This is a genomic window from Gilliamella sp. Choc6-1, from assembly GCF_001690385.1.
Classification (GTDB): domain Bacteria; phylum Pseudomonadota; class Gammaproteobacteria; order Enterobacterales; family Orbaceae; genus Gilliamella; species Gilliamella apicola_A.
The window spans coordinates 1-14,488 of sequence record NZ_LZHI01000027.1 but is presented as its reverse complement, the minus strand read 5'-3'; the positions used below and the strand labels follow the sequence as shown (position 1 = coordinate 14,488).

The window sequence follows — 14,488 nt, the reverse complement described above, 5'->3', positions numbered from 1 at the left end:
ACTCTCCTTTAAGAATAAAATCTTCTCATTGTAGGTTTTTGCTTGCTTGTTTATTAATCATTTGGTGCTGGTTTTATCTATCTCCATCATTTGTTATATTTCATTTTTATTTTTACTTTTTTTTGAAAAAAACTTATGATTATCTTTTTTAGTTAATATTTTATTTTCCAAAAATTAGGGAATTCGTTATATTAATACACAATATTAAAGTTTAATGTAAATAATAATTTACAAGGATGATTATGCCGGACATAGTAACCACTACGCAGATACGCACATTAAACCATCAAGATTATAAAACATTGGCGCTTTCTGCATTAGGTGGAGCATTAGAATTTTATGATTTTATTATTTTTGTCTTTTTTTCAATAACTATTGGTTATCTCTTTTTTCCAAATGATATGCCAGCTTGGTTAAGTCAAGTTCAAACATTTGGTATTTTTGCTGCGGGATATTTAATACGCCCATTGGGTGGAATTATTATGGCGCACTTTGGTGATCTTTTAGGCCGAAAAAGAATGTTTACACTAAGCATATTGCTTATGGCATTACCCACATTATTTATAGGTTGTTTACCCACTTACACAAATATTGGTATTTGGGCTCCTTTATTACTTTTACTTATGCGCTTATGTCAAGGCTTAGCTGTAGGCGGTGAAGTCCCTGGAGCTTGGACTTTTGTTGCAGAACATGTACCGAAAAATAAAATTGGCTTAGCTTGCGGAATTTTAACAAGTGGTTTAAGCCTAGGCATTTTACTTGGTTCATTAGTTTCAACTGCGATGAATAAATTTTTATCTTCTGAACAGATAATGGATTGGGGCTGGCGTATTCCATTTATTATTGGTGGTGTTTTTGGATTGATTGCGATGTATTTACGTCGTTGGTTAAAAGAAACACCAATTTTTCTTGAAATTAAAAAACGTAAACAACAAGAATTATCTAAAAAAGTACCTGTTATTACGGTATTAACTCAATACTTGCCTCAAACCATTTTATCAATGCTACTTACATGGGTACTTTCTGCTGGTATCATGGTTATCATGCTCATGACGCCAATTTTGTTACAAAAACAGTTTGGTTATTCACCGATTGATGCGTTGCAGGGTAATATATTAGCAATTATTGGATTAATTATAAGCTGCACTTTCTATGGCATGATGATGGATAGATTTTCTATAGGTAATGTTTTGTTTATTGGATGTTTTATTGCAGCAATTATGATCATTATCTTTTATTTTTGGTTAGATAATCCTCATATTTTATTTATTACTTACTCGCTGACAGGATTTAGTATAGGTATAGTTGGTTCTTTTTCTTATTTTATGGTTAAAGTGTTTCCTGCGCAAATTCGTTATAGTGGAGTCTCGTTTTCATTCAATATGGCCTATGCTATTGCAGGAGGCATAACGCCTTTACTGATTTCATTTTTTAGTGATTTCGTCAGTAAAATGGCTCCCACTATTTATGTGGTTGGATTATTTTGCTTAGGCGCCTTCATTGGATTATTTTTATTAATCAATAATAATTGCCAGAAATATCTTGCTACAGACATGAAATAAACGTAATTATTATCAATAATAAGGAACGAATATTTGTTACTCGTTCCTGTAAAATAAAAACATATTAGCGTTGTCTTCAAAATTACTTAAACTTTATCTTTTTTAAATAGCTAAATATTTGTTGATTTTCTTACATATCCATTAAAGTCATATCACTTTTTGCGGCTTTATTAATTACCAAACGGCATAGAATCCTGAGATGTTTTTTACAAAAATATAATCTAACAAATGAATAGTTATACAAATACCACATAGTAATTACACTGCTGTAGAAATAATTATTCTTTTATAAATTTGTGAAATTACTCATATTTTTTCAAAATAATTCGTTTAGAATGATAATCAATTATATTTTAACTTTAAAATTATTTAGGAGAAAAATATGAAAGCTGCTGTTATCAAACAAGAATGCGATGGACAAGTCGAAATTAAAGATATCCCAGTTCGTCCTTTAGAAGAGGGAGAGGCACTTGTTGACGTTGAATATTGTGGTCTTTGCCATACTGATCTCCATGTTGCAGCAGGAGATTTTGGTAAACAACCTGGACGCGTTATAGGACATGAAGGTGTAGGGATTGTGACTAAAGTTGCCCCAGATGTAAAAAGTCTAAAAATTGGTGATCGAGTAAGTATTGCATGGTTTCATGCAGGTTGTGGTACTTGTGAATATTGTATTTCTGGAAATGAAACATTTTGCCGCAGCGCATTAAATTCAGGTTATAGCGTAGATGGAGGTATGGCAGAACAGTGCATAGTTAAGGCTGATTATGCGGTTAAAGTGCCAGAAGGGCTTGATCCAGCACAAGCAACAAGTGTAACTTGCGCTGGTGTGACTACTTATAAGGGTATTAAAGTGGCTGGTACTAAACCAGGGCAATGGCTTGCTGTATTTGGTATTGGTGGATTAGGAACGCTCGCTATCGAATATGGTAAAAAAGTTTTTAATAATAAAATCGTTGCAATCAGTAATAGTGATAATCAATTAGAATTATGTAAAACATTAGGCGCTGATTTAGTCGTTAATCCTAGAAAAGTTGAAGATGTGGGCGCTTATATTAAAAAGTATACTGGTGGTGGTGTGCACGGTGCTGTTGTAACTTCTGTGACTAAAACAGCATTCAATCAAGCTATCAATTCAGTGCGACCTTTAGGGCGAGTGGTTGCCTTAGGTCTGCCTTCAGAAAATATGGATTTAAGTATTCCTAAAACAGTATTAGATGGTATTCAAGTTTTAGGTTCATTGGTTGGCACTCGTGAAGATTTAGCCGAAGCATTTCAGTTTAGTGCAGAAGGTAAGGTCGTGCCGATAGTTGAAAAAAGGCCATTGGAAGATATCAATGATATGATCGACGAAATGAAAGCAGGTAAAATTCGAGGTCGTATGGTTGTAGATATGAAAATGAAGAAGACTAAATAAGTTAACCTTAATTGTAATTCAAAAAGCTAGCTATATGCTGGCTTATTTTTATAAATAAAAATATTATTTATTTTATTTATTTAGTTTTTTATATAAACGATACTAATCTTCCTTGTGTTTTATGAATAATTCCCTATCATAACAAAATTTCGCCGTTAATTTTATATGTTTTAAGAGGAACTTTATGGCAGAGCACAATTTAGAGAATAACTTGCGCAAGGATCTTGGTTTAGTTTCTGCATTATCACTAGTTGTTGGAATGGTTTTAGGTGCAGGAGCTTTTATGAAACCACCATCAGTATTAGAAGTTACTGGTGATTATAATTATGCGCTATTAGCGTGGATAATAGGTGGCGCCATTTCTATTTGTGGCGGGTTAACACTTTGTGAATTAGGTGTAATGTTCCCAAAAACAGGAGGAATGCTAGTTTATTTAGAAAAAATATATGGCACCAAAATTTCTCATCTCTATGGTTGGATGATGACAGTTATTTTCGCTCCTTCATTAGTTGGAGCGTTGGTTGGATATTTTAGTTCAGTATTTTGTCTATTATTTAATATTGATGATTCTTATACAATGGCGGTAAGTGCTGGTGTTTTGGGTTTTATTGCTTTTATTAATGCTATTGGTATTAGAGAGGCAGGTTATTTACAGACAATTGCTACTGTTTGTAAACTTATTCCTATATTGTTATTGGCTATATTTGGATTATGTGAAGGAAATGGCCAAGTCGCATTATTCACTGCTAGTGGTCAAGGTATTGAATCTTATGCTCCTTTTGCAGTAGCTATTCTCGCCACCCTCTTTGCTTATGATGGTTGGGCACAAGTTGCATCAGTAGCTGGTGAGATTAATAATCCATCAAAAATATTACCTAAGGCGATTATTTTTGGCATTATTTTTCTTGTTGTTGTTTACGCTTGTATTAATATTGCATTATTTAAGATTTTTCCTGTCCAAGAGATGATTTCACTAGGTCATGATGCATCATCTGTTGCTTCACAACGGATGTTTGGACATTTTGGCGGAAATTTAGTTGCTGTTGGTATTATGGTTTCGATTCTTGGCGGAATTAATGGATATATTATGACGTTATCTCGTACTATATTTAGTATGGCTGAGAGGGGAACTATTATTGGCGCGCGTTATTTAAGTACTATTGATGATGATAGCCGCTCACCTGTTAATGCGATTATTGTTTTAGTTATTTTTTCTTTCTTATATTCAACGCTTCTTGATGCAGACCGTTTATCAGAAATCTCAATGTTTTCAATTTGGGTATTTTATTTACTAACGTTCGTTGGAGTGATGGTTGCTCGTAAAAAATACCCAGAAGTACATAGGCCTTATAAAGTTATTGGTTATCCAATAATTCCCATCATTGCAATGCTAGGGGCTGCTTATGTTATTTATGGTATGTTAGTTTACCAAACCATAAATGGTATTGTTTCTATCGTACTGACTTTAATTGGTTTGCCAATATATTATTATTACTATGGTAAAAATAAAAATAGAGAGCTTTCTCTTGGTGAAATGAAAAAATATACAATAAAAAGAATGGTAATCATTGCAGTTTCAACAATTATTATTGTAAATTTGTTTGTTGCTTATGGTTTTTTTGTTAGCAACTAAAATTAAAAGAGTTTATGAAAAAATGCCAGGCAAATTGTCTGGCATAATATTTTTTAAATGAGATAGTAATTATTTACTCAATATTCTCTCTGATACTTTTTTTAGGTTTAAAGGTATAGTTGAATATTACTAATAATGCAAAAATAGCAATAAAAATACTCATAATAATATCTTTATTAAACCATTTTGCCATATTACCTAGAATGATCCCAATACCACAAAAATCCACGTCTGAGAAAGTTGTATTTGCAAAACCAAGTGATCCTAAAACAGGCAATAAAAGAACCGGTAAAAATGTTACTAATAAACCATTAGCGAATGCGCCAAGCATTGCACCTCGGCGACCGCCCATAGCGTTACCAAATACACCTGCTGTGGCACCACAAAAGAAATGAGGAACAACACCAGGTAATATAAGAACGAAATCTAATTGCCCTAAAAAAAATAGTCCAACTAAGCCACCAAGGAAACTAAATAAAAATCCAACAAGCACAGCATTAGGGGCATATGGAAATACTACGGGACAATCAAGAGCTGGCTTTGCATTAGGTACTAATTTTTCTGAGAAGCCTGTAAATGCAGGTACAATTTCGGCCAGAATTAATCGTACACCTTGAAGAATAATAAATACACCGGCAGCAAAGGTAATCGCTTCTATAATCGCATAAACTAAATAATTTTCACCGCTACTTAGTTCTTTTTCGACATAAGAAGAACCAGCAAATATGGCTAAAATGAGATAAATAACCATCATTGTTAATGAAATTGAGATTGAACTATCTCGTAAAAAACTTAGATTTTTAGGTAAATTCATATCTTCTGTTGATCGAGATTTTTTACCTACAGCTTGCCCAATCCAGCCAGCTAATACATATCCTAAAGTACCAAAATGACCAAATGCGACATCACTATTACCCGTAATTTTATGCATGTGAGGTTGTGCTAAAGCAGGGAAAAATGCCATGATGAGTCCCAGAACTAACGAACCTGTGAATACAAGTTGCCAGCCACCAAATCCTGCTACAGTTAAAATAATACTAATCATACAGGCCATATAAAAAGTATGGTGTCCTGTCAAAAAGATAAATTTTAAACGAGTAAAACGCGCAACGATAATATTGGCAACCATGCCAAATGCCATAATTAATGCGGTTGCTGTACCATATTGTTCTAACGCCATAGAAACAATTGCTTCATTATTAGGAATAATTCCTTGTAATTTAAAAGCCTGTTCAAACATGCTCCCCAATGGAGTAATCGCACTGATTAGAACTGTTGCTCCACCACCTAATACCAAAAATCCGAGAATCGTTTTAATAGTTCCTTTAATCGTATCAGCAAATGGCTTTCGTTGAATCAATAATCCAATCATAGCAATAAGACCAACTAATACAGCAGGAACCTTTAAAATATCAACAATAAATTTTACTATTTCTTGAATCATAGCAATACCTCATGATTTAATCAGCATTTAGCAAAATGCTCAACGAGTTTTGATTCTAGATCGTTGATATCAATAATATTGCTTAGTACGACTAATTTATCTGCAGGGATTCCCGAGCTAGTGGCTAAATCTTTTGTCATAACAAACAGATCGGCTTCATCTGGTGTTATAGACGCAAGATCTGCATGCGTAACTTCAGCATCAACATTTAATTTTTTTAGTACTTTTTTAATATTCATTTCTACCATAAAACTACTACCTAAACCTTGACCACAAACAGCCATAATTTTCATATCTTTTTCCTTTAGTTAGTCTTATTAAATTTAATAACGATTAATTACTGATAGAATTTGTTCACGATGTTGGGCATTAAAAATTGTCTGAATATCGTTTACTTCAGTAAACAATGTTGCTAATTGAGTTAACATTTTTATGTGACTTGTATTATCAATTGCAGCTAATAATGTAATTAAATATACGGGGTCATTATCAGCTGAGTTGAAGTTGACACCGTGTTTCACAACTAACATGGATAATCCTAACTGATTCACACCTTGCTCAGGTCTGGCATGAGGCATAGCAATACCTGGAGCCAACACATAGTAAGACCCCATTGTTTCATGCGATTTAAAAATTGCCTCAATATAGTTAGGGGAAATAGTATTATTAGTTAATAAAGGCGATGCACAAAGCTGTATAGCTGCTTTCCAATCACTAACAGAATCAACAACATTTACTGTTTGTTGTGTTAAATATCTTGCGAGCATTTTCTCTCCATTAAAATATTTATGACAATTTATTAAATAAACTATCATATGGTTTAAACATAGCCACCTATAAGATAATAGAAATGTGATAGCGCTATCAAACTTGAATGAAATTTTATTTATTTTGTGATTTAGATAACATTTTTAATGAATTAATCAAAAATAACCCTATTAATAAAATAATATTATCTAAAAAATTGTCATTTAAAATAATAGGCTATTGGCGTTCACATTAATTTATCGCTAGCTTGATGATGGTTAAAATCAACATTCCTTAGATACTGCTTAGCTCAGATTAAATTAGGATAAAAAATGCAAAGTGTAAAAAAGTGAAGAAGTACAGGGCAGATTACTTTATTCGATGTGGCTAAATATGCAGGTGTGGGCACTATGACTGTGTCTCGTGCTTTACGCACTCCTGGAAGAGTTTCAGATAAACTTCGCAAAAAGATTCAAATTGCTATTGATGTGTTAGGATATAAACCAAATGTGGCAGCGAGTTTGTTAGCCTCTGCATCGGCTAACCCAGTTATTGCGGTTATAACCACAAAAATCCATGATCATTCTGCTCAAATCTTACTTGATGCATTACAAGCAAGTTTAACTAAACAAGGATATACAATATTGTTTGTTGAATCTGACTATAATTATAAACGAGAATCACAGTTGCTGGATAATCTATACAATTATAACCTTGAAGCAATATTGTTATTTTATGTCGAAAATGACGCTATTATTGAAAACATTAATTTAAAAAAAATGATTCCAATTATGAATATTGGTAAGCAAGATGATATATCAGCAGATGCTTACGTAGGGTTAGATAATAGTTTGGCAATGTATATGTTAACCGAACATATAATAAAAAAGGTTATCAAAATATTGGATTACTCTGTGCTAGCCATCAAAATTTTCTTTTTCAACAACGTTTACATGGCTGGTATAAAGCAATGTTAGATTATCATTTACCTACTCACCGAGTTATCAATGCTGCTCTACCTTCCAACTTTAGTACTGGAAGTTTATTACTTTCCGATATACTGTTAAATTGGCCTGAAATTAATGCATTAATTTGCACTACAGATGAATTAGCATGCGGTGTGCTTTATGAGTGCCAACGGCGACATATCCGAGTACCTCACCAATTAGCTGTTAGTGGATTTGGTGATAACGAGTTTAGTCAATTCAGTTTTCCTCCTTTAACAACGGTATCTTTACCGTCTGAAAAAATAGGAGAATATCTAGCGAGTCAATTATTAAATAAGTTAAGAGGTGAAACTCATTGCCATAAGCCAGATTTGTCTGTGTTAGTTCCTACACTTCGTTTAAGAACAAGCAGTTAGTTATTATTGGATGGATTTTGAGTATGCCTCTAATTTACTAGTAAGTAACTCTAAAAATAATGAATAATTGCATCAGGTTATGGCTATTTTATTTAAATTTATTTGCCAAATAAGATATATGTCAATGCTAAGCCTTCTATCTTGATTTTTTACAGGGAACTTGTCAGAGAGTAAATACTGAACCCAAAGGCACCAATTTTCCGTAAGCTATAGTAATAAAAGGAAGAAAGATTTTTAAAATGTCAGAAAATAGGTAGTGGTCGGCGAGAGAGGATTCGAACCTCCGACCCACTGGTCCCAAACCAGTTGCGCTACCAAGCTGCGCTACTCGCCGTTAGGAAGCGCATGATACTGCGCTTCCTAAAAAGTGTCAAGACTTACCACGAAAAATTATGCTTTTTATTTCCTTATTTTGATAAAGGAGCGGGTGTTTTACCAATACGTTGATAAAATTCAACAACAAAATCCTCATAACGTTTATTAGCAACCGCCTCTCGAATTTCTGCCATTAAGCGTTGATAATAGCGTAAATTATGAATAGTATTTAACCTAGCGCCTAAGATCTCACCACATTTATCTAAGTGATGGAGGTACGATTTAGTATAATTTTTACACGTATAACAGTCACAATATGGATCAAGAGGCGAGGTATCATCTTTATATTTAGCATTACGAATTTTAACTACACCATTTGTCACAAATAGATGACCATTACGTGCATTACGGGTTGGCATTACACAGTCAAACATATCAATACCACGGCGTACGCCCTCTACTAAATCTTCAGGTTTACCTACACCCATTAAATAACGAGGCTTATCAGCAGGCAATTGTGGGCATGTGCCTTCTAAAATGCGATGCATATCGGCTTTAGGTTCACCAACGGCAAGTCCTCCAACAGCGTATCCGTCAAAACCGATTTCAGTTAATCCTTTAATAGAAATATCACGTAATTCTTGGTGTATACCTCCTTGCACAATGCCAAAAAGCGCATTTTTATTGCCTAATTCGTCAAAACGCTGACGGCTACGTTTTGCCCAACGTAATGACATCTCCATTGATTTTTTAACATAGTCCCATTCGGCTGGAAAGGGGGCACATTCATCAAAAATCATCACAATATCTGAACCAAGATCATATTGGATTTCCATTGAAATTTCAGGAGATAAGAAAATTGAATCACCATTAATAGGATTACGGAAATAAACACCTTCTTCTTTAATTTTTCGGATATCGCCAAGACTAAAAACTTGGAATCCACCTGAATCAGTTAAGATTGGTCCAGGCCATTGCATAAAATCATGTAAATCTCCATGTTTACGCATAATTTTTTGCCCAGGTCTTAGCCATAAATGAAAGGTGTTGCCAAGTAATATTTGTGCGCCTGTTGCAGCCACTTCTTCTGGCGTCATGCCTTTTACTGTGCCATACGTGCCAACAGGCATAAATGCTGGGGTTTCAACAATATATTCGACGCCACGACGTTCGAATTTCATACGTCCTCGACGAGCTAGCCCGTCAGTATTGCCTAGTTCAAATTTCATTTTTTTGTTAACCTCTTGCGACCAAATAAACAGTTTGGCGCAAATTAATTATTACCATAATACATTTTGTATCAACAAATTGACCATCTAGTTTATCGTTCCTAGCTTAGATAGACAACTTTTAGAAAGGATTAAAACATTTTAACCCATGTTATTTCATTATTATCATGTTTAATAGCGTGCTCACCTATCAGTTGTCAAAAACAAAATAATCAAACTTTATTAATTATATCAGTACAAAAAATCATCAAAACAAGTTGTTTTAGCAATTAGTTAACAAGCATTCCTAATTGGCTAACTAAAGCTTAATCAGAGTTAATTCGATGCATTTTTCAGAAAGCCAATAATATTAAATAGAAATATTACACATCGTTCTGCTTAGCAATAAACATAGCATCACCATAGCTAAAGAATCGATACAGCTCTTTTACGGCTTGTTGATAAGCGTTCATAGTATTTTCATAACCAGCAAAGGCTGAAACTAGCATAATTAATGTTGATTCAGGTAGATGAAAATTTGTGATTAATGAATCGACTACATTAAAATGATAACCAGGATAAATAAAAATTTGTGTGTCACCAAAAAATGGTGTGATGCAGCCAGTTTTTTGAGCGGCGCTTTCTAGCGCTCTAACAGATGTTGTGCCAACAGCAATGACTTTATTTCCACGAAATTTACAAGTTAGAACTGCATCTACTACTGATTCAGGAACTTCAGCATATTCCGCGTGCATAACATGTGATTCAATATTTTCAACTCTAACTGGTTGAAAAGTGCCAGCACCAACGTGTAAAGTGACAAAAGCGATTTCTGCGCCTTTTTCTTTCAGTTTTGCTATTAAAGGATCATCAAAATGCAGACCAGCTGTAGGAGCAGCAACAGCACCTGGCACTTTACTATAAACAGTTTGATAAACCTCATGATCTTGCTCATCATCTGGGCGATCGATGTAAGGAGGGAGCGGAATATGCCCTATTTTATTCAAAATACTGAGTACATCATTCGGAAATTGCAATTCAAATAAGGTATCATGCCGAGCTAACATGGTTACTCTGATTGGTTCATTTTCTCCTAATAACAATTCTGTTCCTGCTTTAGGCGATTTTGATGCTTTAATATGGGCAAGTGCTCGGTTATTATCTAATAATCTCTCAATTAGTATTTCAATTTTTCCTCCCGACATCTTTTTACCATACAGGCGGGCAGGAATCACTTTTGTATTATTAAAAATCAGCAAATCACCAGGATTGATTTTCTCAATAATATCAGTAAATACACCATGTTCAATTTTGCCGGTATTACCATCAAGAGATAAAAGTCGGCAGCTACTTCTTATTTTAGAAGGATGCTTTGCTATAAGTTCTTTCGGAAGCGTAAAATTAAAATCGGATAGTTGCATAATTATAAACCTTAAAAATGAAGAACTAGTCTAAATGCCATAAAATAAGTAAGCAAGCAATTATTTATTGATTATTATCAAAGTTAGTTTAAAATTCGTTTCGGTTAACTGACGTTATCAAAAAAATCAATTATTATTTATATAAGGAAAATAGTATGAAAAAACATTCAAAAGCCTTTTTTGCTGTACTTCCTTTAGTTGCTTCAATGTCATTAGTTGGCTGTAACAGCATGGGCTTTGATGATTATGCTAATTTTGGGATGAGAGGTATAAAAGCTGCAACTCTTAGTGATAATGAAGTGAAAACGTTGAGTGCCAAATCATGCGCTCAAATGGATGCTAAATCAAGAATTGCCCCAGCAAACAATGCTTATACTAAACGATTAAGAAAGATTAGTAAAACACTTGGTAATAATTTAAATGGAATACCAATTTCATATAAAGTATATCTTACAAAAGATGTTAATGCATGGGCAATGGCTAATGGATGTGTTCGTGTTTATAGTGGTCTAATGGATATGATGACTGATAATGAAATTCAAGGCGTTTTAGGGCATGAATTAGGTCATGTTGCTTTAGGTCATAGTAAAAAAGCCATGCAAGTTGCTTATGCAACTGAGATTGCTCGTGATGCAGCTGCTAGTTCTGGAAATGCTGCAGTAACTACACTATCTAAATCTAAATTAGGAGCTTTGGCTACAGCAGTTGTTAATGCTCAATTCTCTCAGACCCAAGAAAAAGAAGCTGATAACTATTCTTTTGATCTCTTAGTTAAGAAAAAAATTAATCCTGCAGGGCTTGCAACAGCTTTCGATAAGTTAGGTAGTGGTGATACATCATTATTAAGTAGTCATCCATCCTCATCATCACGAGCAGCAAATATTCGTAAAAAAATTGCAGATTTGAAAAAACTAACAGAATTGAAGAAATAAATACTGTAGACTAAGTTGAAAGGCGCCACTACGGCGCTTTATTTATTTTCAAATGGTTAAAATAAATTTACTTTAGTAAGTTGCACTTTCTTAAATTAACTTATTAATCTGCTTTGACTAAACATTTTAAATAATTTGACTTAACTATTAAATTAATAGTTATGGTTTAATCCTTATCTTTATTGTTATCAAAACATTAATAATTTATTAAATTATTTCTCAAAAGTTAATATTCAAATAATCCGAAACACATAATGTTGCTATATTACTAGTTAATAATGAACTAGTTTAAATCAATTTAAACTTTCAATCTTTTTAAAGAAAAAAATAAAATACCTTTGCAAAATTGTATATTTAAAACGCTAATTCCTTATATTTTAAAATATAAGTGTTAATTATAATAATTATTGAATATTTGTAATTATAAATGTATTATTACTGATAATTTTTTGATAATTTAGTTTTAAATAATTTTTATTTCGTAAATTATCTTAAAATTAATTGTTCGGACATCGATCACCTTTATAGGCATTGACTAGTATTTAAACCAATACCTACCAAATGGTTTTTGATAGTTGCTATAAATCATCAATTCATTGTTTATGACGATGAAGTAATTATTATATAAATTGTGGATGCATTAATGGAAGTTGCTACATCAATTAACTGATAGATAGATTGTTATCGTTACTTACAATGGTTTAGAGTTAATTAAAAAAGCAATTGACATTAAGGTAAAGGAAGTAAAAGTAATGAAAAAACATAACTGGACTCGGCATTTGCCTTGCCTAGGCGTAAGTGCTGCTTTTTTACTTAGTTCAAATACTATTTATGCTGGCACGCACTATGTACCTAAACTAAATGTTATTCGGGATGAATTTAATACAGAAGAGAAGCTTAATCTCAGTATTTATAACCCAAAAGTTAAGTTAACATCCGATGGGTTATTTACCACTCCAATGGGGCTTTATGTCTACACCAACTATCCCACCAAAATAGCCGAATATCAAATTACAATTTACCGACAATCGGACGTGGATAATCAATATCCATTAAAGATATTGCGTTTTAGTGATATTAGTCCTTATGAAGCGGTATTATGGAATGGTGATACCGATAATGGTGAGCCGTTATCGATTGATACAGAGTATAAAGCGGTTTTAACTACGATTAGTCATACAGGATTAAAAGATAATGTTTATGCGGTAATGTTTCGTACTTTGGGTCATGGCGTGACTCAAGAAAGTGATTTTATTGCTTATACTAAACCCAATGTTGAAGCTGATTTGGTTAATAACGGAGCGTTATTTTACGGTCAATTAAAATCCGACAGTACGATTCCTGGATTTGGGCAAAGTCGTATTGATCATCAAGGTATAGTTGCCTCAGCTCAAGATCGTAAGGTAGTAATACAAATGAGCGGTCTGAACGATAAGAAAGAAGTCATGCTAAATGGTCAGCGATTGGTGGTGGATAATCATGGTCGAGCCATGCGTGAGCTGATTTTGTCTCCTGGTGAATATGAATTTAATTTAAGTTGGCAAGATGAAGAAGGTCAACGCCAATCTCAAAATGAGAAGTTGGTTGTTGAACAAGAAGACGATATTTTTTACGTAGGTATTGTGGATATTACTTATGCACAAAATAATGTGACAGGAGAAGGTAAAGCCATATTAGAAGAAGCTGACAGTCATCATTACAGCGGCAAGGGCAGTTGGGATGGTCGGGTTGCATTTTATTTAAAAGCCAACAAGGGTGATTATCGTTTAACGGCTCATTTAGATACAACTGAGACCAAATTAAAAAATGCGTTTGGTCATTTAGGTGAAAAAGACCCGAGTCGTTTTGTGCGTGAGCTTGACCCACAATCTTACTATCCGATTTATGGTGATGATTCGACGACTGAAAGTGATATTGATACGGAAGGTAAGTTTTATATCAAATTAGAAAAAGGCAAAAGTTACGGTTTATGGGGTAATTACAATACTCAAATTACAGGTAATGAGTTTGCTAATTTTAACCGAAGTTTATACGGAGCGAAGTTATACCATGAAAGTGAGGAAACCACGCAATATGGGGATACGCGCACGTTGGCAACGGTGTTTTTATCCAATGGAGAGACTCGAGGAAGCCATAATGAGTTGGCCTCAACGGGTGGTAGTTTATACTTTTTAAAACATCAACGTATTACAGAAGGCAGTTTAAAGCTGTCGATGGAAGTGCGTGACCGTAACACAGGTCGAGTCATTAGTACTAGCACGTTAACGGAAGGCGTGGATTATGAAGTTAATCAATTTCAGGGACGAGTGATGTTAACCAAAGCGTTGCCAATGACCAGTAATGGGGGAGTAGGTAGTTCCATTATTGAAGGTGGAGGTAACTTAGTAGGGGGTGACCCTGTTTGGATTATTGCGGAATATGAATATTATGCTGATGGTTTTGATTT

The 14,488-nt window shown here is 33.8% G+C and carries 11 protein-coding genes, 1 tRNA gene and 1 pseudogene; 7 read left to right on the top strand and 6 right to left on the bottom strand.

The annotated features are described in order from the left end of the window. The first annotated feature begins 242 nt into the window (after window positions 1-242). The 3 genes from A9G36_RS03265 to A9G36_RS03255 all read left to right on the top strand — a co-directional run bounded on the left by A9G36_RS03265 (window position 243) and on the right by A9G36_RS03255 (window position 4,612). Window positions 243-1,562: an MFS transporter gene (locus A9G36_RS03265; RefSeq protein WP_065569632.1), complete on the top strand. Its 1,320-nt coding sequence runs from the start codon at window positions 243-245 to the stop codon at window positions 1,560-1,562. Between the two features lie 382 nt (window positions 1,563-1,944). Beyond that, window positions 1,945-2,979: an alcohol dehydrogenase AdhP gene (adhP, locus tag A9G36_RS03260; protein WP_065569631.1), complete on the top strand. Its 1,035-nt coding sequence runs from the start codon at window positions 1,945-1,947 to the stop codon at window positions 2,977-2,979. Window positions 2,980-3,163: 184 nt separating this feature from the next. Further along, window positions 3,164-4,612, top strand: coding sequence for an APC family permease (locus A9G36_RS03255; protein WP_051825313.1), 1,449 nt, complete (start codon window positions 3,164-3,166; stop codon window positions 4,610-4,612). A gap of 73 nt (window positions 4,613-4,685) precedes the next feature. Here A9G36_RS03255 and A9G36_RS03250 read toward each other — a convergent pair whose 3' ends face one another. From A9G36_RS03250 to A9G36_RS03240, 3 genes are read right to left on the bottom strand one after another with little or no spacing between them, the layout of a single operon-like run. Beyond that, window positions 4,686-6,056, bottom strand: coding sequence for a PTS ascorbate transporter subunit IIC (locus tag A9G36_RS03250; RefSeq protein WP_065569630.1), 1,371 nt, complete (start codon window positions 6,054-6,056; stop codon window positions 4,686-4,688). A gap of 20 nt (window positions 6,057-6,076) precedes the next feature. Continuing rightward, on the bottom strand, window positions 6,077-6,349 hold the full coding sequence (locus A9G36_RS03245) for a PTS sugar transporter subunit IIB (RefSeq protein ID WP_065569629.1): 273 nt from the start codon (window positions 6,347-6,349) through the stop codon (window positions 6,077-6,079). A 30-nt stretch (window positions 6,350-6,379) separates the two neighbouring features. Beyond that, a complete protein-coding gene (locus A9G36_RS03240) occupies window positions 6,380-6,823 on the bottom strand; it encodes a PTS sugar transporter subunit IIA (RefSeq protein ID WP_065569628.1) in 444 nt (147 codons plus the stop codon). Between the two features lie 390 nt (window positions 6,824-7,213). On the opposite strand from A9G36_RS03240, the gene A9G36_RS10265 reads away from it, so the two are divergent. Both A9G36_RS10265 and A9G36_RS10260 read left to right on the top strand, forming a co-directional pair. Then, window positions 7,214-7,780, top strand: a complete 567-nt coding sequence (locus A9G36_RS10265; protein WP_218055754.1) for a LacI family DNA-binding transcriptional regulator — start codon at window positions 7,214-7,216, stop codon at window positions 7,778-7,780. Continuing rightward, window positions 7,705-8,166: a substrate-binding domain-containing protein gene (locus A9G36_RS10260; protein WP_218055756.1), complete on the top strand. Its 462-nt coding sequence runs from the start codon at window positions 7,705-7,707 to the stop codon at window positions 8,164-8,166. Before A9G36_RS10265 ends, A9G36_RS10260 begins: the two co-directional genes overlap by 76 nt. A 257-nt stretch (window positions 8,167-8,423) precedes the next feature. Here the strand turns inward: A9G36_RS10260 and A9G36_RS03230 are convergent. The 3 genes from A9G36_RS03230 to queA all read right to left on the bottom strand — a co-directional run bounded on the left by A9G36_RS03230 (window position 8,424) and on the right by queA (window position 11,110). Next, a tRNA-Pro gene (locus A9G36_RS03230) sits at window positions 8,424-8,500 on the bottom strand. Window positions 8,501-8,573: 73 nt separating this feature from the next. Next, window positions 8,574-9,710 (bottom strand): tRNA guanosine(34) transglycosylase Tgt, encoded by a 1,137-nt coding sequence (gene tgt, locus A9G36_RS03225; RefSeq protein ID WP_034946861.1) that lies wholly within the window; start codon window positions 9,708-9,710, stop codon window positions 8,574-8,576. A gap of 362 nt (window positions 9,711-10,072) precedes the next feature. Then, window positions 10,073-11,110 (bottom strand): tRNA preQ1(34) S-adenosylmethionine ribosyltransferase-isomerase QueA, encoded by a 1,038-nt coding sequence (gene queA, locus A9G36_RS03220; protein ID WP_065569626.1) that lies wholly within the window; start codon window positions 11,108-11,110, stop codon window positions 10,073-10,075. A 155-nt stretch (window positions 11,111-11,265) separates the two neighbouring features. On the opposite strand from queA, the gene A9G36_RS03215 reads away from it, so the two are divergent. Then, window positions 11,266-12,042 (top strand): M48 family metalloprotease, encoded by a 777-nt coding sequence (locus A9G36_RS03215; RefSeq protein WP_034946854.1) that lies wholly within the window; start codon window positions 11,266-11,268, stop codon window positions 12,040-12,042. Window positions 12,043-12,794: 752 nt separating this feature from the next. Then, window positions 12,795-14,488 (top strand): annotated as a pseudogene (locus A9G36_RS03210) (hypothetical protein); the annotation flags it as partial.

Bases quoted from the DNA above. Each gene is read 5' to 3' on its own strand.
- queA (WP_065569626.1), bottom strand. From the start codon at position 11,110: ATGCAACTATCCGATTTTAATTTTACGCTTCCGAAAGAACTTATAGCA.
- A9G36_RS03245 (WP_065569629.1), bottom strand. From the start codon at position 6,349: ATGAAAATTATGGCTGTTTGTGGTCAAGGTTTAGGTAGTAGTTTTATG.
- A9G36_RS10265 (WP_218055754.1), top strand. From the start codon at position 7,214: ATGACTGTGTCTCGTGCTTTACGCACTCCTGGAAGAGTTTCAGATAAA.
- A9G36_RS03240 (WP_065569628.1), bottom strand. From the start codon at position 6,823: ATGCTCGCAAGATATTTAACACAACAAACAGTAAATGTTGTTGATTCT.
- tgt (WP_034946861.1), bottom strand. From the start codon at position 9,710: ATGAAATTTGAACTAGGCAATACTGACGGGCTAGCTCGTCGAGGACGT.
- adhP (WP_065569631.1), top strand. From the start codon at position 1,945: ATGAAAGCTGCTGTTATCAAACAAGAATGCGATGGACAAGTCGAAATT.
- A9G36_RS03250 (WP_065569630.1), bottom strand. From the start codon at position 6,056: ATGATTCAAGAAATAGTAAAATTTATTGTTGATATTTTAAAGGTTCCT.
- A9G36_RS03265 (WP_065569632.1), top strand. From the start codon at position 243: ATGCCGGACATAGTAACCACTACGCAGATACGCACATTAAACCATCAA.
- A9G36_RS03215 (WP_034946854.1), top strand. From the start codon at position 11,266: ATGAAAAAACATTCAAAAGCCTTTTTTGCTGTACTTCCTTTAGTTGCT.
- A9G36_RS03255 (WP_051825313.1), top strand. From the start codon at position 3,164: ATGGCAGAGCACAATTTAGAGAATAACTTGCGCAAGGATCTTGGTTTA.